This window comes from Mesorhizobium sp. M1409 (assembly GCF_040317535.1).
Lineage (GTDB): Bacteria > Pseudomonadota > Alphaproteobacteria > Rhizobiales > Rhizobiaceae > Mesorhizobium.
Genome location: NZ_JAMYKV010000017.1, coordinates 88,593 through 111,020 on the forward strand (window position 1 = coordinate 88,593; position 22,428 = coordinate 111,020).

The 22,428-nt window shown below is 62.6% G+C and carries 21 protein-coding genes, 1 pseudogene and 1 riboswitch; of the genes and pseudogenes, 10 read left to right on the forward strand and 12 right to left on the reverse strand.

Translation table 11 applies throughout. The features are described 5' to 3' along the window. Nucleotides 1-121 precede the first annotated feature (121 nt). From NKG99_RS15885 to NKG99_RS15900, 4 genes are read left to right on the forward strand one after another with little or no spacing between them, the layout of a single operon-like run. Nucleotides 122-1,135, forward strand: a complete 1,014-nt coding sequence (locus NKG99_RS15885; protein ID WP_352869309.1) for a carbohydrate ABC transporter permease — start codon at nucleotides 122-124, stop codon at nucleotides 1,133-1,135. Between the two features lies 1 nt (nucleotide 1,136). Next, nucleotides 1,137-2,291 (forward strand): carbohydrate ABC transporter permease, encoded by a 1,155-nt coding sequence (locus NKG99_RS15890; protein ID WP_352869312.1) that lies wholly within the window; start codon nucleotides 1,137-1,139, stop codon nucleotides 2,289-2,291. A gap of 4 nt (nucleotides 2,292-2,295) precedes the next feature. Then, on the forward strand, nucleotides 2,296-3,960 hold the full coding sequence (gene bglA, locus NKG99_RS15895; protein WP_352869315.1) for a beta-galactosidase BglA: 1,665 nt from the start codon (nucleotides 2,296-2,298) through the stop codon (nucleotides 3,958-3,960). 41 nt (nucleotides 3,961-4,001) lie between these two features. Further along, nucleotides 4,002-5,114 carry an ABC transporter ATP-binding protein gene (locus NKG99_RS15900; protein WP_352869318.1) on the forward strand — a complete coding sequence of 371 codons (1,113 nt, stop codon included), beginning with the start codon at nucleotides 4,002-4,004 and terminating at the stop codon, nucleotides 5,112-5,114. An 86-nt stretch (nucleotides 5,115-5,200) separates the two neighbouring features. Here NKG99_RS15900 and NKG99_RS15905 read toward each other — a convergent pair whose 3' ends face one another. From NKG99_RS15905 to NKG99_RS15915, 3 genes are all read right to left on the reverse strand, one after another. Next, nucleotides 5,201-5,437 carry a DUF680 domain-containing protein gene (locus NKG99_RS15905; RefSeq protein WP_352869321.1) on the reverse strand — a complete coding sequence of 79 codons (237 nt, stop codon included), beginning with the start codon at nucleotides 5,435-5,437 and terminating at the stop codon, nucleotides 5,201-5,203. Between the two features lie 77 nt (nucleotides 5,438-5,514). After that, the gene (locus NKG99_RS15910; RefSeq protein WP_352869324.1) at nucleotides 5,515-5,721 is read right to left on the reverse strand and encodes a DUF680 domain-containing protein; all 207 of its coding nucleotides are present in this window, start codon (nucleotides 5,719-5,721) and stop codon (nucleotides 5,515-5,517) included. Nucleotides 5,722-5,790: 69 nt separating this feature from the next. Beyond that, a complete protein-coding gene (locus tag NKG99_RS15915; RefSeq protein ID WP_352869327.1) occupies nucleotides 5,791-5,994 on the reverse strand; it encodes a DUF680 domain-containing protein in 204 nt (67 codons plus the stop codon). 508 nt (nucleotides 5,995-6,502) lie between these two features. Further along, nucleotides 6,503-6,704, forward strand: a riboswitch (cobalamin riboswitch). A 115-nt stretch (nucleotides 6,705-6,819) separates the two neighbouring features. Between NKG99_RS15915 and NKG99_RS15920 the strand changes: the two genes are divergently transcribed. Then, on the forward strand, nucleotides 6,820-8,067 hold the full coding sequence (locus NKG99_RS15920; protein ID WP_352869329.1) for an aromatic ring-hydroxylating oxygenase subunit alpha: 1,248 nt from the start codon (nucleotides 6,820-6,822) through the stop codon (nucleotides 8,065-8,067). A 71-nt stretch (nucleotides 8,068-8,138) separates the two neighbouring features. Then, entirely contained in the window at nucleotides 8,139-9,239 is a 1,101-nt protein-coding gene (locus NKG99_RS15925) for an FAD-binding oxidoreductase (RefSeq protein ID WP_352869332.1), read from the forward strand. A 16-nt stretch (nucleotides 9,240-9,255) separates the two neighbouring features. On the opposite strand, the gene NKG99_RS15930 is transcribed toward NKG99_RS15925, so the two are convergent. The 8 genes from NKG99_RS15930 to NKG99_RS15965 form a co-directional block, all read right to left on the reverse strand. Next, nucleotides 9,256-9,660, reverse strand: a complete 405-nt coding sequence (locus NKG99_RS15930; protein ID WP_352869335.1) for a type II toxin-antitoxin system VapC family toxin — start codon at nucleotides 9,658-9,660, stop codon at nucleotides 9,256-9,258. Beyond that, nucleotides 9,657-9,890: an AbrB/MazE/SpoVT family DNA-binding domain-containing protein gene (locus NKG99_RS15935; protein WP_352869337.1), complete on the reverse strand. Its 234-nt coding sequence runs from the start codon at nucleotides 9,888-9,890 to the stop codon at nucleotides 9,657-9,659. Before NKG99_RS15935 ends, NKG99_RS15930 begins: the two co-directional genes overlap by 4 nt. Before the next feature lie 130 nt (nucleotides 9,891-10,020). After that, nucleotides 10,021-10,767, reverse strand: coding sequence for an FAD-binding oxidoreductase (locus tag NKG99_RS15940; RefSeq protein ID WP_352869339.1), 747 nt, complete (start codon nucleotides 10,765-10,767; stop codon nucleotides 10,021-10,023). Next, complete coding sequence (locus tag NKG99_RS15945; RefSeq protein WP_352869341.1) at nucleotides 10,764-11,375, reverse strand: molybdopterin-dependent oxidoreductase; 612 nt, start codon at nucleotides 11,373-11,375, stop codon at nucleotides 10,764-10,766. Before NKG99_RS15945 ends, NKG99_RS15940 begins: the two co-directional genes overlap by 4 nt. Nucleotides 11,376-11,516: 141 nt before the next feature. Next, nucleotides 11,517-13,040 (reverse strand): DegQ family serine endoprotease, encoded by a 1,524-nt coding sequence (locus NKG99_RS15950; protein ID WP_352869343.1) that lies wholly within the window; start codon nucleotides 13,038-13,040, stop codon nucleotides 11,517-11,519. Nucleotides 13,041-13,302: 262 nt separating this feature from the next. Beyond that, nucleotides 13,303-14,022 carry an MBL fold metallo-hydrolase gene (locus NKG99_RS15955; protein ID WP_352869399.1) on the reverse strand — a complete coding sequence of 240 codons (720 nt, stop codon included), beginning with the start codon at nucleotides 14,020-14,022 and terminating at the stop codon, nucleotides 13,303-13,305. Nucleotides 14,023-14,056: 34 nt separating this feature from the next. Then, nucleotides 14,057-15,223 (reverse strand): diphosphate--fructose-6-phosphate 1-phosphotransferase, encoded by a 1,167-nt coding sequence (locus NKG99_RS15960; protein WP_352869345.1) that lies wholly within the window; start codon nucleotides 15,221-15,223, stop codon nucleotides 14,057-14,059. 86 nt (nucleotides 15,224-15,309) lie between these two features. Further along, nucleotides 15,310-16,077, reverse strand: a complete 768-nt coding sequence (locus NKG99_RS15965) for a L,D-transpeptidase (RefSeq protein ID WP_352869347.1) — start codon at nucleotides 16,075-16,077, stop codon at nucleotides 15,310-15,312. Between the two features lie 216 nt (nucleotides 16,078-16,293). Here NKG99_RS15965 and NKG99_RS15970 point away from each other — a divergent pair. The 3 genes and pseudogenes from NKG99_RS15970 (at nucleotide 16,294) to xylB (ending at nucleotide 20,176) form a co-directional block, all read left to right on the forward strand. Next, a pseudogene (locus NKG99_RS15970) lies at nucleotides 16,294-16,916 on the forward strand (LysE family translocator). A gap of 400 nt (nucleotides 16,917-17,316) precedes the next feature. Next, the gene (locus NKG99_RS15975) at nucleotides 17,317-18,639 is read left to right on the forward strand and encodes a tetratricopeptide repeat protein (protein ID WP_352869349.1); all 1,323 of its coding nucleotides are present in this window, start codon (nucleotides 17,317-17,319) and stop codon (nucleotides 18,637-18,639) included. A gap of 82 nt (nucleotides 18,640-18,721) precedes the next feature. Then, nucleotides 18,722-20,176: a xylulokinase gene (gene xylB, locus NKG99_RS15980; RefSeq protein WP_352869351.1), complete on the forward strand. Its 1,455-nt coding sequence runs from the start codon at nucleotides 18,722-18,724 to the stop codon at nucleotides 20,174-20,176. 197 nt (nucleotides 20,177-20,373) lie between these two features. On the opposite strand, the gene NKG99_RS15985 is transcribed toward xylB, so the two are convergent. Beyond that, the gene (locus NKG99_RS15985) at nucleotides 20,374-20,736 is read right to left on the reverse strand and encodes a nuclear transport factor 2 family protein (RefSeq protein ID WP_352869353.1); all 363 of its coding nucleotides are present in this window, start codon (nucleotides 20,734-20,736) and stop codon (nucleotides 20,374-20,376) included. A 136-nt stretch (nucleotides 20,737-20,872) separates the two neighbouring features. Here NKG99_RS15985 and xylA point away from each other — a divergent pair, with 136 nt between their 5' ends. Continuing rightward, on the forward strand, nucleotides 20,873-22,198 hold the full coding sequence (gene xylA, locus NKG99_RS15990; RefSeq protein WP_352869355.1) for a xylose isomerase: 1,326 nt from the start codon (nucleotides 20,873-20,875) through the stop codon (nucleotides 22,196-22,198). The last annotated feature ends 230 nt before the right edge of the window (nucleotides 22,199-22,428 follow it).

Genomic DNA, 22,428 nt, shown 5'->3' on the forward strand with positions numbered 1-22,428 from the left:
AGCGCGATCAGCAAAGGGAAAGCCTGTCTTGCCTGGCGATCGCGCTCTGAACAACTGAATCGGCGCATCTCACCGCCCGGACCGTTCGGCCTTGGCTGATGATACGCAGGGGGAGGGACCCATGGCGGCTCAGATTTTCTCGGCCATATTCGTAATCATCGTCGGAGTCGGCGGTTGCGTCGCCTATTTCTGGGGCGCCAACAAACTGGTCGACCTGATATTCCCGTCGCGCGGCGTCGCCGGCGCCGCGGCCATCGACAATCTGCGCCGGCAAGGGCTGGTCCGACCATGGCTGTTCGTCGGTCCGGCGATGATCATCCTCACCATCTACCTGATCTACCCGGTGGTCGAGACGCTGCGGCTGTCGTTCCTCGATCGCGGCGGCATCAATTTTGTCGGCTTGGCCAACTATGAATGGGCCTTCGGCGACCGCGAGTTCCGCAACTCGATCCTCAACAACATCATCTGGCTGGCGGTGGTGCCCGCCGCCTGCACCTTCCTCGGGCTGATCATCGCCGTGCTCACCGACAAGATCTGGTGGGGCACGATCGCCAAGAGTCTGATCTTCCTGCCGCTGGCGATCTCCTTCGTCGGCGCCAGCGTGATCTGGAAATTCATCTACGAGTATCGTGGCGAGGGCCAGACCCAGATCGGCATCCTCAACGCCGTCATCCAGCATTTCGGGGGCCAGCCGCAGGTCTGGATATCGCTGCCGTTCTGGAACAGTTTCTTCCTGATGGTGATCCTGATCTGGATCCAGACCGGATTTGCCATGGTGATACTGTCTTCCGCACTGCGCGGCATTCCCGAAGAAACGCTGGAAGCCGCCGTCATCGACGGCGCCAATCCATTCCAGATCTTCTGGAAGATCATGGTGCCGCAGATATGGGGCACCATCGCCGTCGTCTGGACCACCATCACCATCCTGGTGCTCAAGGTGTTCGACATCGTTCTGACCATGACCAACGGCCAGTGGAACAGCCAGGTGCTGGCCAATCTGATGTTCGACTGGATGTTCCGTGGCGGCGGCGATTTCGGCCGTGGCGCCACCATCGCCATCATCATCATGATCGCTGTCATTCCGATCATGATCTGGAACATCCGCCAGGCGAACAAAGAGACGGGAGGACATTGAGATGGCCGTTGCGACCGGAAAGTCCTTCGCCAGCCGCTTTGGCGTCCACATCGCCGTGCTTGTCTTCGTCGCGATCTGGACCATACCGACGCTCGGCATCCTGGTCTCGTCGCTGCGCGACAAGAACCAGATCATCGCCTCTGGCTGGTGGAACTCGTTCGCCAGTTCCACCCAGACCGAGGCCGGCCGACTGCCGGCCGCCTCGACGCAAGTCGAAAAGGACGGCAAGTTCGTTCTCGAGGGCAACATCTTCGGCGACGGCGCCAAGCGCAACATCAGCGCCTTCGGTGTCAAATCGGCGGCACCGACGCAATATCCCGCCGACACTTCGGCCGATCTCGGCGACGGCGTGACCCTGCGGCTCAACGCCGACGGCAGCTTCGTCATGGCCTCGCCCAAGGCGTTCGAAGGCGATCGCGGCCAGCGCGTCTACTATGCCTCGTCGGCGCCGCCGAAATTCACCACCGACAACTACAGAACCGTGCTGTTTTCCGAGGGCATCGGACGGTCGTTCATGAACTCGCTGACCGTCACCATCCCGGCGACAGTCATCCCGATCCTGATCGCGGCGTTTGCCGCCTATGCGCTGGCCTGGATGCGGTTTCCCGGCCGGGCGCTGCTGATCGCGGTGATCATCGGCCTGCTGGTGGTGCCGCTGCAAATGTCGCTGATCCCGCTTTTGAAGCTCTACAACGGCGTCGGCGCTTTCTTCGGCATGCCGTCGAAAACCTATCTCGGCATCTGGCTGGCGCATACCGGCTTCGGCTTGCCCTTCGCCATCTACCTGCTGCGCAGCTACATTGCCGGCCTGCCGCGCGAGATCATGGAATCGGCGCGTATCGACGGCGCCAGCGATTTCGAGATCTTCGTCAAGATCGTCTTGCCGCTGTCGTTCCCCGTGCTGGCCTCGTTTGCCATCTTCCAGTTCCTATGGGTATGGAACGATCTGCTGGTGGCGATGGTTTTCCTCGGTACAGAGGCAGACCAGATCGTGCTGACCGCCAAGCTCAACGCGCTGTTGGGCTCACGCGGCGGCGACTGGGAGATTCTGACGACATCGGCCTTCGTGACCATAATCGTGCCGCTGATCGTCTTCTTCTCGCTGCAGCGCTATTTTGTCCGCGGGCTGCTTGCCGGCTCGGTGAAAGGAGGCTGAGACGATGCAATCCGCTTTGAAGGCCAGCTCGAAACCTGACCTCGCCCTCGATCGCGACTGGTGGCGGGGTGCTGTGATCTATCAGATCTATCCGCGCAGCTACCAGGACTCGAACGGCGACGGCATAGGCGACCTCAAGGGGATCATCGGCCGCCTCCCCTACATCGCCGCACTCGGTGCGGACGCCATCTGGATTTCGCCGTTCTTCAAATCGCCTATGAAGGATTTCGGCTATGACGTCACCGACTACCGCGACGTCGATCCGATGTTCGGCACGCTGGCCGACTTCGACGCGCTGACCGCCGAGGCGCACAGGCTGGGCTTGAAGGTGATGATCGACGAGGTGCTGTCGCACACCGCCGACAACCACCCGTGGTTCAGGGAAAGCCGGTCGAGCCGCACCAACCCGAAGGCCGACTGGTATGTCTGGGCGGACGCCAGGCCGGACGGCACGCCGCCCAACAACTGGCTGTCGATCTTCGGCGGCTCGGCCTGGCAATGGGACACCAGCCGCCAGCAATATTACCTGCATAATTTCCTGGCCGAGCAGCCCGACCTCAACTTCCACAACCGCCAAGTCCAGGATGCGCTGCTCGACGTCACCCGTTTCTGGCTGGAGCGCGGCGTCGACGGCTTCCGGCTCGACACCATCAATTTCTACTTCCACAGCCAGGGCCTGGAAGACAATCCGCCGCTGCCGCCGGAAGAGCGCAACGACCAGACCGCACCGGCGGTCAACCCCTACAACTACCAGGATCATCTCTACGACAAGAGCCGCCCGGAGAACCTCGGCTTCCTCGAGCGCTTCCGCGCCCTGCTCGATGAATATCCGGCAACCGCCGCGGTCGGGGAGGTCGGCGATTCGCAGCGCGGACTGGACGTGGTGGCTGCCTACACCGCCGGCGGCAAGCGCGTACACATGTGCTATTCCTTCGACTTCCTGGCGCCGGAAAAGATCAGTGCGGCCAAGGTCCGCTCGGTGCTGGAATCCTTCGGCAAGGTCGCCAGCGACGGCTGGTCATGCTGGGCCTTTTCCAATCACGACGTGATGCGCCCGGCCTCGCGCTGGGCGGCCAGCGAAGCCGATCCGACCGCCTATCTCAAGGTCATCTCGGCGCTGCTGATGTCGCTGCGCGGTTCGGTCTGCATCTACCAGGGTGAGGAGCTTGGGCTCGGCGAAGCCGACCTTCGGTTCGAGGATTTACAGGACCCCTATGGCATCCGCTTCTGGCCGGAATTCAAGGGCCGCGACGGCTGCCGCACGCCGATGGTGTGGGACGGCAGCGCCAGCAATGGCGGCTTCTCATCGGCAAAGCCCTGGCTGCCGGTGCCGGCCAAGCATCTGTCGCAAGCGGTCAATGTCCAGCAGGGCGACGAGAACTCGCTGCTTGAGCACTACCGGCGCTTTCTGACCTTCCGGCGTGCCCATCCGGCACTGGCCAAGGGTGACATCACCTTCATCGAAAGCGAGGGCGACACCGTCGCCTTCACCCGCCGCTCAGGCAATGAGCAGATCGTCTGCGTCTTCAATCTGGGAGCCGGGCCAACCGAGGTTGACCTCGGCGGCCGATCGCTGCAACCTTTGCCCGGGCACGGATTTTCGGGGCAGGCGAGCACCGGTTCCATCGAGCTTGGCGGCTACGGCGCCTGGTTCGGGCGCGCCGACTGAATTTCAAATCACTTGAATTTCAAATTACTGGAGGGAAACCAATGGCCGATGTCACGCTAAGACAAGTGAAGAAGTCCTACGGCAATCTGAACATTCTCCACGGCATCGACCTCGATATCAAGTCGGGCGAATTCATCGTCTTCGTCGGTCCGTCGGGCTGCGGCAAGTCGACATTGCTGAGGTCGATCGCCGGGCTCGAGGAAATCACCTCCGGCGAGCTCAGAATAGCTGGCGAGGTCGTGAACGACGTGCCGCCGTCGAAGCGGGGGATCGCCATGGTGTTCCAGTCCTACGCGCTGTATCCGCACATGACCGTCTACGACAACATGGCGTTCTCGATGAAGATCGGGAAGGAGAACAAGGCCGAGATCGATCGGCGCGTGCGCCAGGCGGCGGAAATCCTGCAGCTGACGAAATATCTCGACCGCTTGCCCAAGGCGATGTCGGGCGGACAGCGCCAGCGCGTCGCCATTGGCCGCGCCATCGTGCGCAATCCAAAGGTGTTCCTGTTCGACGAGCCGCTGTCGAACCTTGACGCCGCACTTCGCGTCGCCACACGCATCGAGATCGCCAAGCTCAAGGAATCGATGCCCGCCACGACCATGATCTATGTCACCCACGACCAGGTCGAGGCAATGACGCTGGCCGACCGCATCGTGGTGCTCAAGGACGGCCATATCGAACAGGTCGGCACGCCGATGGACCTCTACAAGAAGCCCGGCAATCTGTTCGTTGCCCAGTTCATCGGCTCGCCGGCCATGAACATCCTGCCGGCGACCATCGACAAGACCGGAAATCCGACTGTCGTCAGCCATGTCGGCGGGCGCAAGGCGACCGTGCCGATCACGACGCCTGCTTCGGCAAAGGGTGCCGCGGTGAGCTTTGGCGTGCGACCGGAGGACCTGATCATCGCCAGCGGTGCGGACTATCTGTTCGAAGGGACGGTCGACTATGTCGAGCAGCTCGGCGAAGTCCAGCTTGTCTACATCGACATCGGCCGCGCCGACCTGCCGCTGGTGACCAAGCTGCCTGGCAATGTCGAAGTCAAGCGTGGCTCGACATTGCGCCTGAGCGCCAATGGCGAAGATCTGCATATCTTCGACACGGATGGGCGGTCCTTCGCTCTTCACGAAGCGGAGGCGAAGGCGGCCTGAGAGGTCGCACGACGATACTGCCCTGTTACAAAAACAAGAGCGGCGGGCAAGGTCCGCCGCTCTCGTTTGGAGATCAGCTTCGGCTGTTAGCGGCCGAAGAGGTTTCGGTCACTGCCCTGAGGGGCGGACTTCGGTGCATCGCCCGACGAATTGAGCAGCTTGTAGACGGGCGATTCGCTCTTGCGGATCGAGCCCGTATGCGAGGTGTCGACGTTGACGGTCGACTGCTTGTTGATGTCGGTGCCGCCAGCGTTGTCGTTGCGGGCATAGGCGCTGCCGGCGGCAATCAGAAGAGCGGCGGCAGTAAGAACAATCTTTTTCATTTTGATACTCCGTATTCTCGAATTCGATACGGCGGGTTAACCCGCCGCATCGCTGTCGGATGTTGGTTTTGGTCGGGTTAGTTGTTGCCGAACAGGTTGCGGTCGCTGCCATGGTCGACAGGCGCCTGCGTGGCCGGCTCCGACTTCTTGACGGAAGCCGTGTACGAGCTGTCGACCGCGGCGGCAGGCTGGTCGGCGCCCTTGGAGCCAAAGTTGTCGCTGCCGGCGAAGGCACTGCCGGTGACGGCCAGAACGGCGGCGGCGGCAAGAAGGATCTTGTTCATTTTAGTCTCCTGGATTTCTGGATTTCGCCAGGACGGCGGGCAGACCCGCCGTCAACTGGGAATTGGTTGTTAGCGGCCGAAGAGGTTACGGTCGCTGCCCTGAGCGGGCGTCTGGGCAACCGGTTCCGAGGTCTTGGTGGAAGCCGTGTACGACTTGTCGACCGCGGCAGCAGGCTGATTGGCGCCGTTCGAACCGTAGTGGTCGCTACCATTAGCGAAGGCGCTGCCGGAAATGGCCAGAACGGCGGCGGCAGTGAGAATGATCTTTTTCATTTTTTTGTACTCCAGTATCTTCTTTTCCGTCCGTCCAGCGGCGTGTCTTGGAAGGGAAATCGCGTCGTTCGGACAGCCCCGATGTGGGAGGGCATCCTCGCCTTTTCCAATCACGAAGTTGTTCCGTGTGGACCATGAATCCGCCACTTGAAATTGTGCCACGGGATTCTACACGCTACTTTTTATTTATGTTTTTCAACACTTAAGCAAAATCGCCCGCTGGATCACCAACTGTTTCCAAGGCCCGGCGTTCACACCGTCCTGCACGCACCGTCAACAGAAACGAACCGTTCGGTTCGATTTTAGAACCAGCTAATAGTCACTTTTCGAAACCGTTAACCTTTTTGGTCGCCGGCAAGGGGCCGGCTTCGAGGAGATTGCAGTTGGGAATGGCCGCCGCGGAGATAGGATTTCGGCTCAACAATCGCCAACCGGAACGTTTCGCATGCGTGTCGCGCCGCATGGATACGATGTCGTTTTCATGCCGATGACGCGCCCGCGATCGTGGTTAGATCATACCATCTCAGGTGCCGCTTCGTGACGACGAGGCGGAGAATTGGGAAGCCGGTCAGAATCCGGCGCTGCCCCCGCAACGGTGGTGGAGTTCAAGTCGCAACGGGAGACCACTGGGCAGTTGCCTGGGAAGGTGTCGCGATGGTCCGTAAGGACAACTCCAGAGCCCGGAAACCAGCCCGAGATTTCTAGACTCGACTGATCGCGGTGGGCGGTCAAGAGGTGGATAGTGCATGTCCGGCGCATCGCCGGCCTGCGTCCGATCCTTCCTCCGTCACCACCATTTCAGTCCTTAAGAAACGAGGACAGGACATGGATATTCGCAACGACATGCTGAGGCTCTTGAACAGCCGCCGGCAAGGCTTTTCGCTGGAGCAGCCCTTCTACACCGATCCAGACTTTTTCAAGCTCGACATGGAGCTGATCTGGTATCGTGATTGGCTGTTCATCGGCCACGATTGCGAGCTGCCTAAGCCGGGCAGCTACATCACAGTGCAGATCGGCGACTATCCGGTCGTTCTTGTCCGCGACCAGCAAGGCAAGATCAACGCCTTCCACAATTCCTGCCGCCATCGCGGCAGCCGCGTCTGCAACACAGAGAGGGGTACGGCGGCAAAGCTGGTCTGCCCCTATCACCAGTGGACCTATGAGCTCGACGGCCGCCTGCTGTTTGCCCGCCAGATGGCCGACGGTTTCGACAAAAGTGAGTTCAGCCTGAAGCCGGTCGCCTGCGAGAGCGTCGGCGGCTACATCTTCATCTGCCTGGGCAAGGAGCCCGCCGATTTCGCGCCGATGCGGGCGATGATCGAACCTTATCTTTTGCCGCACCGGTTGCGGGAAGCAAAGATCGCCTTCGAGAGCACGATCATAGAGAAGGGCAACTGGAAGCTGGTCTGGGAAAACAATCGCGAGTGCTATCACTGCGTCGCCAATCATCCCGAGCTGTGCAAGACCTTCCCGGAAGCGCCTACCGTGACCGGCGTCAACGGCGCCGACAGCGACCCCGAAATGGTCGCGCATTGGGCCAAATGCGAGGCATCAGGCCTGCCGAGCAAGTTCCGCATCGATCCGGCCGGGCAGTACCGCGCCACCCGCGCGCCGCTGTTGCGCGATGCCGTCAGCTACACCATGACCGGCAAGCTGGCGGTGAAGAAGAACCTCTCCGACACTGTCTCCGCCGACAGGATCGGAACCTTGATGCACTATCACTATCCGACGACCTGGAACCACATCCTCATCGATCACGCGGTGACGTTCCGGGTGCTGCCGATCAGCGCCACGGAAACGGCGGTGACGACGAAGTGGCTGGTGCACAAGGACGCGGTCGAGGGGGTCGATTACACCATCGAAGACCTCACCCATGTCTGGACCGAAACCAACGACCAGGATCGCCGCATCGTCGAGGAAAACGCCTTTGGCATCCTGTCGCCCGCCTACGAGCCCGGCCCCTATTCGGAGTTGCATGAGGGCGGCGTGATCCAGTTCGTCGAATGGTATGCGTCGTTCATCGGCCCGCGCCTCGCCGAAGGCGGCCGGCCGGCCCTGCGCAGCGTCGCCTAGTGCATGTCGCCCAAAATGCGCAGCGGCTTTGGGATCATGCACAAAACAAAAGGGACAAGAGGATGAATGCGATGACGGATCTTGGCCTCTATCGCCATCTCGACCAGATGACGCCCTGGAACGACAGGCTGCAGGTGCTGGAAGTGATCGGCGTCAGCGACGAAGCACCTGACGTAAAGACCTTCACCTTCCGCTCCGACAACCAGACCTGGTTTCGCTACAAGCCGGGCCAGTTCGTGACGCTGGAACTGCCGACAGCCGACGGGCCGCTGATGCGCACCTACACGCTGTCGTCCTCGCCATCGCGGCCGTTCTCTATCGCGGTGACAGTGAAGGCGCAGGCGGGCAGCACAGGCACGCGCTGGATGTTCGACCATCTGGCGCCGGGCTCGCACGTCAAGGCCTATGGGCCGACAGGTGACTTTTCGCTGCACAGCCACCCGGCGGCCAAGTATCTGTTCATCTCCGCCGGTTCCGGTGTGACGCCGATGATGTCGATGCTGCGCTGGCTGAACGACTGCGCGCCATGGACCGATGTCGGCTTCGTCAACTGCGCGCGCCGTCCGGAAGAGATCATCTTCCGCAAGGAACTCGAACTGCTCGGCAGCCGTATGCCCGGCCTGTCGCTCGGCTTCATGATCGAGGAGCGGTCGAGCCGCGAGGGCTGGTTCGGCCATATGGGCCGCATCGACGCCATTCGGCTGCCATTGCTGGCGCCCGATTTCCGCGATCGCGAAATCTTCTGCTGCGGCCCCGATCCCTTCATGCGCGCCGTGCGCGGCATGCTGGAGGCAACGGGCTTCGACATGACGAAATACCATCAGGAGAGCTTTGCGGCGCCTGTGGTGGAAGAAATCCTGGCGCCGTTCACGTCGCCTGCGGAAGACGGCGCCGCCGTTGTCGTCGAAGCCGTGACACCGATCCGGTTCGCGCTTTCGGATATCGACGCCGAATGCGTCGCCGGCCAAACCGTGCTGCAGACCGCGCGGGCTTCAGGTGTGCGGATTCCCGCCGCATGCGAGTTCGGCCTGTGCGGCACCTGCAAGGTGAAGAAGGTCGCGGGCGACGTCGAGATGAGCCACAATGGCGGCATCCTCGACCACGAGATCGACGACGGGTTTATCCTCGCCTGTTGCTCAAAACCGCTTTCGGCGCTCGAAATCGAGGCGTGACCGGCGGTTGGTGCCATCAGGGGCCCTGAGTGATCAGCCTCAAGGATGGGAAATAAGTCCGGTAGCGGCCGACATCACGGGTCAGGAGCGGAAGCCGAGCGACAGCGGCATGGGCGCCAATGAAGACGTCGGGCAACACGCCAGTCCTGGATCCTCCTGATCGGCGGTACTGTGTAAATACCTTCCCGGCCAGGAAAAGGGCGGCTCTCGGCATCGGAGCCATTTCGAGACCGGCCGCGTCCAGAAACGTCTCGAGATCCTCGATGCGAGTGTACCGAACAGCAAGTTCGGCGTAGACCGCATCATTGATCAACAATGGCCCATTAAGGCTTACTGCCTCTAGCTGTGCAACCGACCAGTCCGCCCAGGTCGGATCATCCGTAACGAGGTCGAGCAGAACGTTGGTGTCGACCAGCGTCACGCTTCGCCACGCGTCAGCGCCATGATCGCGTCGGTCGTTAGCCCCTCGCCGGCATGGCCGCGCAACTTGGCGAAGCGGCTCGCAGGCGGCTTTTTGTCAACGCGAGCCAGCACCACGCTGCCATCGGCGGCGCGTCGGAAATCGACCCTGCTGCCCGGGACGATTCCCAGGAGATCGCGGACCGGTTTCGGGATGGTCACTTGTCCCTTTGCCGTAACGGTGGTGGCCATCTTCGTCCTCTGGTAATACCATGTTTCGATAAGGTATTACCTTGCAGGTCGGATTTCAATGCTTGAAGCATCGAGTCCTCGGCCGAACTGTCAGTGCCAAGACGACACGCGTTGGGAACGCAACGTCCGTTCAAACTCCGTAGCGTTCGGTGCGAATGTTTCCCGCTGCAACGCCGGCATCAATCAGCGCCTGGGCGGCGGCCGACGCGAAAGCGTTGGAGCCGCAGACAAAGGCGAGACCGGGCGGCTCGGGCAGCCGCGCCATTGCTTGCGCCATCATCGCGACGTCCACCCGCCGCGCATAATCGGCCGGGCGCCGCGCGGCTTCGCGCGTCAGCGTCAGCACAAGGTCGAAGCCGTCCCTGCGGTCGTCGAGGCCGATCAGTTCGTCGCGAAAGATCACTTCGTCCCAGATCCGGGCTGAAAAGACCAGGATGACGGGCATCGTCGAATTGCGCGCGGCGCGATGGCGGACCATCGACATCAAGGGTACGACGCCCGAACCGCCGCCGACAAGCACAAGCGGTCCGCTCTCATCTTCCGGCCAGACGAAATGCCCGCCGAGCGGCCCGCGCAGTTCGATTTCGTCACCAATCGCCGCGACCTCGTGGAAGAAGGGCGAAACCTCGCCATCGTCGAGCTTCTCGATCGCCAGTTCGATCACGCTGCCAATCTCGGGCGCGGAGGCGATGGAATAGGAGCGGCGCGCCTGGTAGCCGTCCGGCGCCGTCAGCCTGATATCGACATGCTGCCCGGCGCGATAGGCAAACGGCCGCGATGGCCGGAAAAAGAAGCTGGTGACCCGCGGCGTGCGCTTTTCGATACGGACGATCCCGGCCGTCTGCCAGGGCGATTGCACTGCTGCCGCATCGCTCATGGATCGCCCGTATAGCGCTGTTCGCGCCATGGATCGCCATGGATGTGATAGCCGCGCAATTCCCAGAAACCGGGTTCGTCGCGCGTCGTGAACTGCAGGCCGTTCAGCCATTTGGCCGACTTCCAGAAATAGAGATGCGGAACGAGCAGTCTTGCCGGGCCGCCGTGATCCGGCGTGATTGGCTTGCCTTCATAGAGCAGCGCCACCATGGCCTTGCCGGCGGTGAGATCCTTTACCGGCACATTGGTGGTGTAACCATCGAACGCGTGCGCCAGCGTGAAGCCGGTCGGCGGCTCCAAACCCGCGTCTGCAAGGATATCGTCGACCAGCACGCCCTGCCACGGCGTGTCGAACTTGGTCCATGCGGTCACGCAATGGATGTCGCGTGTCATCTTGGTCAGCGGCAGCACGTTGAATTCGGCCCAGTTCCATTTCTTGATCGGCCGTGGCCCATGCTTCAGCGTGAAAGACCAATCCTCGGTGCGCACACGTGGCGTCGGACCGGCCGACAAGACCGGAAAACCCTGTTCGAGATATTGGCCGGGCGGTATGCGCGCATCGCCATCGGCTGGCGGGCGCCGTCCTGAAGAGAAACCTCGGGTGACCATCGCGGCAATTCCTCTGCACCAGGCATCCGTCAGCCTGCCGCAGTTTTCTCGATGATGCCGCCGCGGGCAACCGAAATCTTGAGAGCGGAAGCGGCAGGCTCGACGAGCCTACCGCCTTTGCATTCAGTTCAGCGCCTCGCGTCAGCCATTGGCGAGCGGCACCGCGACATAGATCTGGCCTCCATCGCGCTCGACCAGCAACAGCACCGACTTCCTGCCGGACTTGCCGGCCTGGGCGATCGCCTGGGTGACCTGCCTGGCGCTCTTCACCGGCATCTGATTGACGGCGACGATGATGTCGCCGGCCTGGATTCCGGAAGCCGCGGCAGCCTTGTCGGGATTGACGCTGGCAACGACCGCACCGCGCTGATTGTGGGCGAGATTCATCTGCTCGCGAATGTCAGGGGTGATGTCCATCAGGCCAAGCTCGATCGCCGGGGAACCTTGCCCGACGCCAGGCGCGCCGGACCCGTCGTCCAGCGACGCGGTCTTCACGTCGTCGGTGTTGCGCCCGATATCGACGGAAATATCCACGGCCTTGCCCTTGCGCCAGATGTTCAGGGTCTCCCTGGCGCCAGGCGTGACATCGGCGACCGCCCGCGACAGGTCCTTGGGATCCTTGACATCCTGCCCGGCAAAGCTGGTGATGACGTCGCCGGCCTCGACTCCGGCCCTGGCGGCCGGCGAGCCGTCATTGACCCGCGAAACCAGCGCGCCGGCGGGATGATCGAGGCCGATTGCGCTCGCCACATCCGCCGTCACCGGCTGGATCTCGACGCCGAGGTAGCCATACTGGATCGAGCCGTCCTTCATCAGCTTGGCGACAACCTTCTGGGCCTGGTCGGACGGGATGGCGAAGCCAACGCCGACGCTGCCGCCATTGGGCGAATAGATCGCCGCGTTGATACCGACGACATTGCCGTTCACATCCACCAGCGGACCGCCGGAATTTCCATGATTGATCGGGGCGTCGATCTGGATGAAGTCGTCGAACGGGCCACTGTGCAAATCCCGGCCGCGGGCCGAAACGATGCCTGCGGTGACGGTGGTGCCGATGCCGAACGGGTTGCCGAAGGCCAATACCTGGTCGCCTGGCATGAGCTTGTCGGAATCACCCCATTTGACAGTCGGCAGGGGTTTGACCGACTTGACCTTGAGGACGGCGAGATCGTTCTTGGCATCGCGGCCGACCAGCTTGGCGGGGAGTTCGGTGCCGTCATCGAGCGCAACCTTGATCAAGGAGGCACCATCGATGACGTGATTGTTGGTGACGATGATACCATCCGCGCCCACGATGAAGCCGGAACCCAGCGCTTCGGCACGCTGCGGTTGCTGCTGTGGCGGTGTCTTGGGCATCGGCATGCCCTGGTCACCGAAGAACTGACGAAAATAGTCGTCGAAAGGCGAGCCGCCGTCGAAGGGAGAGGCATCGCTCGTCGTTCCAGGCTCTGCCTTCATGACGGTGGTGATCGTTACCGCTGCCGGCTTGTCGGCCGCCACGATGGGGGCGAACGAGCCGTTGGGAGCGGTGAGGCCGGCGACAGGTGTCTGGGTCGTCGGAACAGTGTTACCTTCGCTTTGAGCGAAAGACATGACGAAAGGAGATATGATCAGCGCAGCGCCCAGCAAGGCCGCGACGCGATGTCTGCGAATTATGTCTGACATGGTCGTTTGTCCGGGCGAGAGTTGATCGGTCGCCGTGGAGGTCTCCTTGTGGGGAAACCGGCCATTCGGCGTGTCGAACGTCGCGAATGCCCGTCTCGCCTGGCATGGCAGCCGACCGGATCGACAGCTCTGCATCTAGGACGTGGATTGGCCCGATTTAGGGTTTTCGGGCAACCTTACGAAGATTTAATTTCCGTATGACGGCTGGTCACGATGTCGTCAGGCGCCGCGCCAGTCCGGTGTTCCCTGTCCCGCCGGGGCATCAGATCCCGCCGGTTCGCCCTAGATACGCGGTGGCGATGTCGTGCATGCGCTTGCTGTCGACGCTCGGACCGTGGCCGCCATGGCCGATGCGGATCGGCAGGTCGAGCAGGCGCTGCATCGTACTGATATAGGCCGTTCGGTCCGAATCGGGCAGATCGTCGATCAGCGTGTCGTCGTAGATGGCGTCGCCGCTGAAGAACAGACCGTCGGCCTCGTCGAACAGCGCGATCGAATCCGGCGAATGGCCAGGCAGATGCAGCACACGGAATTGCCGGTCGCCGAGATCGACGATGTCGCCCTCGTCCAGGGTTCGCGTCAGCGGCGCGGGCGGGATCTTGTAGTCGGCGGCCTTCCAGCCCGGCGCCGGCACTTTCGAAACGGCGCCTTCGAGATCACGGAACATGTAGGCGTAGGTCGCCGCCTCATCCATGCTCTCGAACTGTTCCGCGCTTGTCCTTGGCCCTGCTCGCCACGGAAATTCGTGCAGCGAGCCGACATGGTCGAGATGGATGTGGGTGGCGACGACCAGCAGCGGCTTGCCGTCGGGCGTCTCGATCTCAGGCGCCAGCGGACGGATGCCCATGCCGGTATCGACCAGAAGGTCGGCGTCGCGGCCGCGCAGATACCAGATGTTGGCACGCAGGTACTCATGCACGAACGGTTCGGTCAGCATCGTCGTCTTATCGTCGATGATGCTTTTGCTGAACCACTCCGGCATCAGCTGTGAGCCCGGCATCAGCTGTGACCCAGCATCAGACGAAGGGCTTTCCGACCTTGTATTTTTCCGGAACCAGCCGCTTGAGATAAGCCATACCGGCATCGGACAGTTGATTGACATCGGGCTTCATGAAATCGTCCGGCATGTGGCGGGTCTTGCCGGCGACGTTCTTCAGTGGCACCTTCTTCAGCACCGTTTTGGTGCCGTCATACTGCAGCGCCACCGAGCCGCCGCCCTGTTCGGCGACGGCAACCGCGAAGGCGCCGGCATCGAAAGCCTCCCGCGCGTCAACCGCGCTAATGGCGCCGATATAGCCGCGCGGCATGTAGCCGAGCGCGTCGACGCGGGCGCGCTTGCCGGGCAGGCCTTCGGCCAGTGCGCGCTCGAGTGCGGCCGGCAGATCGCTGCCCGACAGCTTGACGTTGCCATGCGCGTCGCGCTCGAGCTTGTCCGGCGGCACCAGGCTTTCGACCAGCGCCTTGCCATCGGCGGTGCCGACACCTTCCGAAACGGCGACGATGCAGCGTTTGTGGCGATCGAGCGTGGCGCGCACGTCGTCGATGAAACCGGCGGCCGAGAAGGGGCGCTCGGGCACATAGACCAGGTGCGGGCCGCTGTCGGGGTCGAGCTGCCATGCGGCGGCGGCCGCGGTCAGGAAGCCGGCATGCCGACCCATGACGATGCCGACATAGATGCCGGGCAGGGCGCGAAAATCGAGGTCGACGGACAGGAAGGCGCCAGCGACGAACTCGGCCGCCGAAATGAAGCCCGGCGTGTGGTCGTTCTCCTCGAGGTCATTGTCGATGGTCTTCGGCGCGTGGACGAAGGCGATCGTGCCGCCTGCGGCATCGGTCAGGATCTGCTGCGTGCCCGACGTGTCGTTGCCGCCGATATAGATGAAGGCGTCGGCGCCCACCTTCTTCAATCCGTTGAGGATGACGTCACAATAGGCGGCATCCGGCTTGTCGCGCGTCGAGCCAAGGGCTGCACTCGGCGTTCCGGCAATCAGCCGCAGCCGGTCCTCGGGAATCGCGGAAAGGTCGACATAGTTGCCGTCACGGATACCGCGCACGCCGTGGATGGAACCGAGGACCTTGGCACCGGGATGCCGCTTGCGGATCTCCAGCGTCGCCCCGACCACCGTCTGGTTGATGACGGCGGTTGGGCCGCCGCCCTGCGCGATGACAAAAGTTCCGGCCATTCCTGACGTCTCCCGAGCGATGAATTCGCAGGCACATTCGCCTGTCTTTTGCTATCGCGCAACGGAAGAGTGGAGCGGATGACGTGTCAGACGACCACCACCGGGTTTTTCTTGGAGACGCGGCTGTAGAGGTCGATGATGTCCTGGTTGATCAGGCGCACGCAACCCGACGACATCGCCTGGCCGATGCTCGCCCATTCGGGCGAACCGTGGATGCGATAGCCGGTGTCCTTGCCGTCCTGGTAGATGTAGAGGGCGCGCGCGCCGAGCGGGTTGGTCAGGCCGCCGGGCTGGCCGGCCTGCCATTTCACCAGTTCCGGCTTGCGGACGATCATTTCGGGCGGCGGCGTCCAGGTCGGCCATTCCCTGCCGTACTGGATGTTGGCGCGGCCGGACCAGCGGAAGCCGTCCTTGCCGATGCCGACGCCGTAGCGGATGGCATCGCCACCCGGCTGGACGAGATAGAGCATGCGCTCCTGCAGGTGGACGACGATGGTGCCGGGCGCCTCGCCTGTCGTGTCGACGACGATCTGGCGGCGGAATTCCGGCTTGACCTTCAAATAGGGCACTTCCGGCACGTTAAAGCCGCCGTCGGTCAGCGCCGCATACATGACGCCGGGGCTGGTGATGTTCTTGTCGACGCTGATCGCGGGCCGCATCGGCGGCACCGAACCGGTGGTGACGCCGTCGAGCTCGAGCGCCGGCAGGCCGCCACCCGAGGTCGAGCAACCGGCGGCGCCGAGCAGTGCGAGCGCCCCTGCCCCCGACAGGATGGCGCGGCGGGAAAGATGATGATCGATTTCGATTGCGTCGCCATTTCGCGGCGGCGTCAGACCCTGCGGCAACTCACCCATATACCCAAACCCTACGCTGTCGGCGGGAAGCACGGTCCGACCGGATAGCAGGCATTTTCATCATTCATGGTTGATAAAGCGTGAAGACACCTTGCTCAGCCTGCGTTTGCGGCGCGAACTGACACCGGTCCGCCGTTGGCGAATTAGGGAATCGCCTCTTTACATTCTTCCGGACCCAAGGATTTATCCTCTTCTTTACGCTCAACGGAGACGAGCATGTCCTTCGAAAACTGGGCCGCCTTCGCCGCCGCATCGACGATCCTTCTCATCATTCCGGGTCCGACCATCCTTCTGGTGGTGTCCTACGCGCTGGGCCAGGGCTGGCGCACCGCATTGCCGATGGCCGTCGGGGTGGCGCTTGGTGACTTCACCGCGATGACCTTGTCGATGCTGGGCATCGGCGCGCTGCTGGCCGCTTCGGCGACCGTCTTCACCATCCTGAAGCTGATCGGCGCCGGCTATCTGATCTATCTCGGCGTGAAACTGTTTCGTGCCGGCGGCGCGCTGAAAGCCGAACCGCTCACCGATGCGGTGTCGTCGGCCAAGATGATGGCGCATGCCTGGCTGGTCACCGCGCTCAACCCGAAAAGCATCACCTTTTCGTCGCCTTCCTGCCGCAGTTCCTCGACCGGCACGCCGATTTCTGGACGCAGATGCTGATCTTCGAGACGACCTTCCTGGCGCTCGCCTTCGCCAATGCCTTCGGCTATGCGCTGATCGCGGCACGCGCACGCAACGTCGTGCGCAATCCCAAGGCGATCCGCATCTTCAATCGCACCGGCGGCACGCTGCTGGTCGGCGCCGGCATCGCCACGGTGGCGATGCGTTCGGGTAACTGAGGTAGGGGGTTGGATTCGTTCGTCGGGCAGCGCCAACTTCGGCGGTCAGCGAAAACAGCCGTGGCAAACCGGCATCACCTGAATATCAGCACACCTTCGCCTCACTATTTCACGCTGAAGCCGAAATTGCCTTCGAGGATGCGGCGTTTGTCGCCGCCAGGATTGGTGGTGTAGTCGCCGGTGGCGAAGATGCTGACCTTGTCCGTCACCTTGGCGATCACGCCTCGGTCTGCCGCCCGAGTCGCCGCTATCGCAGGTGTAAACGGTGTTCCCGGCGGATGGATCCAGCACGCATGCGGCAAACGCAGCGCGCATGGTTGGCGTGTCGGTGGCTCATGCTTTAGGATCGCCTTGGGCCGAAGGATCGAGGGCCTGTCACGGGTCGATGAAAGGACATCGCATGGCAATCAGGGACGTATTCGGCCTGACGCTTTCGGGTGCAACGGAGGCGGGAGTCACGCCCTACAGCCAGGCAGTGCGTCAACTGCAGTGCTTCATCGGCGATCCCGTGGCGTCCATCGACCGCGCCATCGCGGAAGATCCGGGCTTTGTCATGGCGCATGTCTTCAAGGGCTATCTGTTCGGCCTTGCGACCGAGCGGGAGGCGACGGCCGTGGCCAAGGCGTGCCATGAGACGGCACTGCCGCTTGCCGCGACCGCGCGCGAGCAGGCGCATGTCTCGGCTCTCGGTCATCTCGCCAACGGGCGTTGGCATCAAGCCAGCCGCGTTCTTGAGGATATCACCATCGAGACCCCGCGCGACGGGTTGGCGCTGCAGGTCGGCCACCAGATCGATTTCTTCACCGGCAATGCCCGCATGCTGCGCGACCGCATCGCCCGTGCCCTGCCGTCCTGGCAAAGCGGCATGCCCGGCTATCACGCCATGCTCGGCATGCAGGCCTTCGGGCTGGAGGAAATGGGTGACTATATCAGGGCCGAACAGCTTGGCCGCTCGGCAGTCGACATGGAGCCGCGCGACGGCTGGGCGCAGCATGCCGTCGCCCATGTCATGGAAATGCAAAGCCGGCAAAGGGATGGCATCGCCTGGATGCGCGCCAACCCTGAGGCGTGGACAAGGGAGAGCTTCCTGCAGGTGCACAATTGGTGGCACCTGGCGCTGTTCCATTATGATCTCGGTGAAACGGACGAAGTGCTGGCGCTCTATGACGGCCCCATCTACAGCGTGCAATCGACGATGGCGCTCAACATGGTCGATGCGTCGGCAATCCTGTGGCGGCTTTATCTTGGCTGCATCGATGTCGGCGACCGCTGGACGGCAATCGCCGCAAACTGGCGCAACGCCGGCGCCGGCAATTATGCCTTCAACGATGCCCACGCGATGATGGCGTTTGTCGGCGCCGGGCTCGAAGCCCCGGCTCGGACCCTGCTCGACACGCAGCGCGAGGCCATGCATGGCAACGACGACAATGCGGATTTCACCAGGGATGTCGGCCATCCCCTCACGCTCGCCATCAAGGCATTCGGTGAGGGCAGCTATGCCGAGACCGTACGCCTGATCCGGCCGATCCGGGCGATCGCCCACCGTTTCGGCGGCAGCCACGCCCAACGCGACGTCATCGACCTGACACTGATCGAGGCGGCCCTGCGCGCCGGTGAGGGTGCGCTTGCCCGGGCGCTGACGGCAGAACGGTCGATGGCGCGACCCGACAGTCCGGTGTCGGCGCTGCTTTCCCGGCGTGCCGCCGATTTGTCAGAGAATTGACCCGCGACCGATCTTGTCTTAGAAACTGACCAAGCCATATTATTTCGGGACCCGAAAAAATTAATGGCAAGGGGAGGAAACCATGTATCTCGGCCTCGATCTCGGGACATCGGGCGTCAAGGCGCTGCTCATCGATGCCGGGCAAACCGTCATCGGTTCCGGCCATGCGTCGATCGACGTGTCGCGGCCGCATCCAGGCTGGTCGGAACAGAACCCCAACGACTGGATCCGCGCTTGCGAAGAGGCGATTGCCGATCTCAAGGCCAGGCATCCCGGGGAGTTCGCCGCGGTCAAGGGTATCGGCCTGTCCGGCCACATGCATGGCGCAACGCTGCTCGATGCCTCCGACAAGGTGCTGCGCCCCTGCATCCTGTGGAACGATACACGCAGCCATGCCGAGGCCGCCGTCCTCGACGCCGATCCGCGCTTCCGCGCGCTGACCGGCAACATCGTATTTCCCGGTTTCACGGCGCCCAAGCTTGCCTGGGTTAAGAACAACGAGCCCGCAGTCTTCGCCAAGGTCGCGAAAGTGCTGCTGCCCAAGGATTTCCTGCGGCTCTGGCTTACGGGCGAACACATTTCGGAAATGTCGGATTCCGCCGGCACGTCCTGGCTCGATGTCGGCAAGCGCCGCTGGAGTGCGGAACTGCTCGCTGCGACATCGCTCGATGAAAAGCAGATGCCGTCGCTGGTCGAGGGTACGGAGAAGGCAGGCGCGCTGCGTATCGAACTGGCCTCGAAATGGGGCGTCCAGGCCGGCATTCCGATCGCCGGCGGTGCCGGTGACAATGCGGCCTCTGCCTGCGGCATGGGCACGGTCGGCGCCGGCCACGCCTTCGTCTCGCTCGGCACATCGGGCGTGCTGTTTGCCGCCAACGCGTCCTACCTGCCCAACCCGGCAAGTGCAGTGCATACCTTCTGCCACGCGCTTCCGAACACCTGGCACCAGATGGGCGTCATCCTGTCGGCAACCGATTCGCTGAACTGGCTGTCCGAAATCACCGGCAAAGGCGCCGGCGAATTGACCGCCGAACTCGGCGACTCATTGAAGACACCCAGCGGCGTGTCCTTCCTGCCTTATCTCTCGGGTGAGCGTACACCCCACAATGATTCCGCCATTCGCGGCGCGTTCACCGGGCTGGCGCATGAATCGAGCCGTGCCGTGCTGACGCAGGCCGTGCTGGAGGGCGTCGCCTTTGCCTTCCGCGACAGCCTCGAAGCCCTGGCCAAGGCCGGCACGACCTTGACGCGGGTGACAGCGATCGGCGGCGGTTCGCGCTCGCGCTACTGGCTGAAGGCGATTGCCACCGCGCTTCAACTGCCCGTCGACATTCCCGCCGACGGCGACTTCGGCGCCGCCTTTGGCGCCGCACGGCTCGGCCTGATCGCGGCGACGGGTGCCGATCCGCTGGCTGTGTGCACGGCGCCCAGCACGGATGCTACCGTTGAACCGGACGCTGCGCTCGCTGGGGCGTATGCGGATGCGTATCAGCGCTACCGGTCGCTCTACCCGGCAATCAGGGGCGTGACCGCGTGAATGAGCGCGAGGCACCCCCCTCTGCCCTGCCGGGCATCTCCCCCGCAAGGGGGGAGATTAGCAGCGTTGGCGGGTATGCCAGTCCTGCAAGGTGGATGATTGGCGATGGCGCGGACGCCAACCAATCTCCCCCCTTGCGGGGGAGATGGCCGGCAGGCCAGAGGGGGGTGCTTCACGCCCGCCTCCCCCAGAAGTCCTCACTGCGCCGGGACCTTGTCGAGAAAACCGGTGACGCTCTTCAGGCGGCCGTTCTCGATGACGCCGATATCGGTGCCTTCGATCACCGAAGGCGTCCCCTCGGGTCCGAGATTCCACGAGAAGCGTATCTTGTCGGCAAAACCGTCCGGCGTGCCCTTCAGCGAAAAGCGAAACCCGGCAAAGCGCTGCTGCACGCCGCCGATCAGAGCCGCGATGCCCTCATGGCCGTCGCCTTGCATGAGCGGATCGCGATAGCTGACGTCTTCGGTGAAGGTCGCCTTGAGCAAGTCGGCCCGGCGCTCGGCATCGCTTTCGTTCCAGGCGGTGATGTAGTTTTGGGCGATCTTGTTGAGGTCGGTCATGGTCTGTCTCCTTTGTTTGACGGTTCTGACACGAGCCTTTTCGACCAGCGGACGAACGAAACCAATTACGCCTGAGGTAATCAAGGCGAATTACCTGACGTAATCAGGGCGAACTATTCGAGAGAGGACAGAAATCATGAGCAGCGGATTTTTCGGCGACATCAAGAAGATCAAATACGAGGGACCGGATTCGACCAATCCGCTGGCCTACCGGTTCTACAATCCCGACGAGGTCGTCGCCGGCAAGCGGCTGGAAGACCATCTGCGCTTCGCCGTCGCCTACTGGCATTCCTTTGCCTGGCCGGGCGGCGATCCATTCGGCGGCCAGACCTTCGACCGGCCGTGGTTTCCCAAGGCCGGCGGCACCGACACGATGGAACTGGCGAAACTGAAAGCAGATGTCGCCTTCGAGATGTTCTCGCTGCTCGGTGCGCCTTATTTCTGCTTCCACGACGCCGATGTACGGCCGGAAGGCAAGGATTTTTCCGAAAGTGCGGCCCGCCTCGACGAGATCGCCGACTACTTCGCGGGAAAGATGAAGCAGACCGGCGTCAAGCTTTTGTGGGGCACGGCCAATTTGTTCTCCAATCGCCGCTTCATGTCGGGCGCCGCCACCAATCCCGATCCGGATGTCTTTGCCTATGCGGCGGCGACGGTGAAAAGCTGCATTGACGTCACCAAGCGTCTGAAGGGCGAGAACTACGTGCTGTGGGGCGGGCGCGAGGGCTATGAGACGCTGCTCAACACCGACCTTGCCCGCGAGCAGGAGCAGGCCGGCCGCTTCCTCAGCCTCGTCGTCGACTACAAGCACAAGATCGGCTTCAAGGGCACGATCCTGATCGAGCCGAAGCCGCAGGAGCCGACCAAGCACCAGTACGATTACGATGTCGCGACCGTCTACGGCTTCCTCAAGCGCTTCGGATTGGAGAAGGAGGTCAAGCTCAACATCGAGCAGGGCCACGCCATTCTGGCCGGTCATTCCTTCGAGCACGAGCTGGCGCTGGCCAATGCGCTCGGCGTCTTCGGCTCGATCGACATGAACCGCAACGACTATCAGTCGGGCTGGGACACCGACCAGTTCCCCAACAACGTGCCTGAAATGGCACTGGCCTACTACCAGGTCCTGCAGGCCGGCGGTTTCAAGACCGGCGGCACCAATTTCGACGCCAAGCTGCGCCGCCAGTCGCTCGACCCACAGGATCTGCTGATCGGTCATATCGGCGGCATGGATTCCTGCGCACGCGGCCTCAAGGCGGCGGCCCGGATGGTCGAGGACAAGGCGCTGTCCGCACCGCTGGCCGAACGCTATGCCGGCTGGAACACGGCCGAGGGCAAGGCGATGCTGTCCGGCAAGCGCACGCTGGAAGATATCGCCGAGCGCGTCGTCAAGAAGAAGATCGAGCCGCACCCAAGGTCGGGCCGCCAGGAACTGCTGGAAAACATCGTCAACCGGTACGTGTGAAGTCCGACCTCTGGACCGATATCCACCACGTCTGACTGAAAGCCGCGGCAATCGCTTCCTGCTAGAGAAATTCCAGGAAAAGTGTGAAGCGGTTTTCCGTCCGGAATTGCGTCAAAACAAAGCGTTAGAGCGGTAATGCTCTAGTCAGCCCTTTTCGCGACAGGCAGCCGAGGACCACATAGATCCTCGGCTGCCTGCTGTTCGAAAAGCGGCTTTAGATCTCTCCTTGA

What these genes read in the sequence shown, in the direction of transcription:
- NKG99_RS15885 (WP_352869309.1), top strand. Translation starts at nt 122, where the DNA reads ATGGCGGCTCAGATTTTCTCGGCCATATTCGTAATCATCGTCGGAGTC.
- NKG99_RS15890 (WP_352869312.1), top strand. Translation starts at nt 1,137, where the DNA reads ATGGCCGTTGCGACCGGAAAGTCCTTCGCCAGCCGCTTTGGCGTCCAC.
- bglA (WP_352869315.1), top strand. Translation starts at nt 2,296, where the DNA reads ATGCAATCCGCTTTGAAGGCCAGCTCGAAACCTGACCTCGCCCTCGAT.
- NKG99_RS15900 (WP_352869318.1), top strand. Translation starts at nt 4,002, where the DNA reads ATGGCCGATGTCACGCTAAGACAAGTGAAGAAGTCCTACGGCAATCTG.
- NKG99_RS15905 (WP_352869321.1), bottom strand. Translation starts at nt 5,437, where the DNA reads ATGAAAAAGATTGTTCTTACTGCCGCCGCTCTTCTGATTGCCGCCGGC.
- NKG99_RS15910 (WP_352869324.1), bottom strand. Translation starts at nt 5,721, where the DNA reads ATGAACAAGATCCTTCTTGCCGCCGCCGCCGTTCTGGCCGTCACCGGC.
- NKG99_RS15915 (WP_352869327.1), bottom strand. Translation starts at nt 5,994, where the DNA reads ATGAAAAAGATCATTCTCACTGCCGCCGCCGTTCTGGCCATTTCCGGC.
- NKG99_RS15920 (WP_352869329.1), top strand. Translation starts at nt 6,820, where the DNA reads ATGGATATTCGCAACGACATGCTGAGGCTCTTGAACAGCCGCCGGCAA.
- NKG99_RS15925 (WP_352869332.1), top strand. Translation starts at nt 8,139, where the DNA reads ATGACGGATCTTGGCCTCTATCGCCATCTCGACCAGATGACGCCCTGG.
- NKG99_RS15935 (WP_352869337.1), bottom strand. Translation starts at nt 9,890, where the DNA reads ATGGCCACCACCGTTACGGCAAAGGGACAAGTGACCATCCCGAAACCG.
- NKG99_RS15940 (WP_352869339.1), bottom strand. Translation starts at nt 10,767, where the DNA reads ATGAGCGATGCGGCAGCAGTGCAATCGCCCTGGCAGACGGCCGGGATC.
- NKG99_RS15945 (WP_352869341.1), bottom strand. Translation starts at nt 11,375, where the DNA reads ATGGTCACCCGAGGTTTCTCTTCAGGACGGCGCCCGCCAGCCGATGGC.
- NKG99_RS15950 (WP_352869343.1), bottom strand. Translation starts at nt 13,040, where the DNA reads ATGTCAGACATAATTCGCAGACATCGCGTCGCGGCCTTGCTGGGCGCT.
- NKG99_RS15955 (WP_352869399.1), bottom strand. Translation starts at nt 14,022, where the DNA reads ATGCCGGAGTGGTTCAGCAAAAGCATCATCGACGATAAGACGACGATG.
- NKG99_RS15960 (WP_352869345.1), bottom strand. Translation starts at nt 15,223, where the DNA reads ATGGCCGGAACTTTTGTCATCGCGCAGGGCGGCGGCCCAACCGCCGTC.
- NKG99_RS15965 (WP_352869347.1), bottom strand. Translation starts at nt 16,077, where the DNA reads ATGGGTGAGTTGCCGCAGGGTCTGACGCCGCCGCGAAATGGCGACGCA.
- NKG99_RS15975 (WP_352869349.1), top strand. Translation starts at nt 17,317, where the DNA reads ATGGCAATCAGGGACGTATTCGGCCTGACGCTTTCGGGTGCAACGGAG.
- xylB (WP_352869351.1), top strand. Translation starts at nt 18,722, where the DNA reads ATGTATCTCGGCCTCGATCTCGGGACATCGGGCGTCAAGGCGCTGCTC.
- NKG99_RS15985 (WP_352869353.1), bottom strand. Translation starts at nt 20,736, where the DNA reads ATGACCGACCTCAACAAGATCGCCCAAAACTACATCACCGCCTGGAAC.
- xylA (WP_352869355.1), top strand. Translation starts at nt 20,873, where the DNA reads ATGAGCAGCGGATTTTTCGGCGACATCAAGAAGATCAAATACGAGGGA.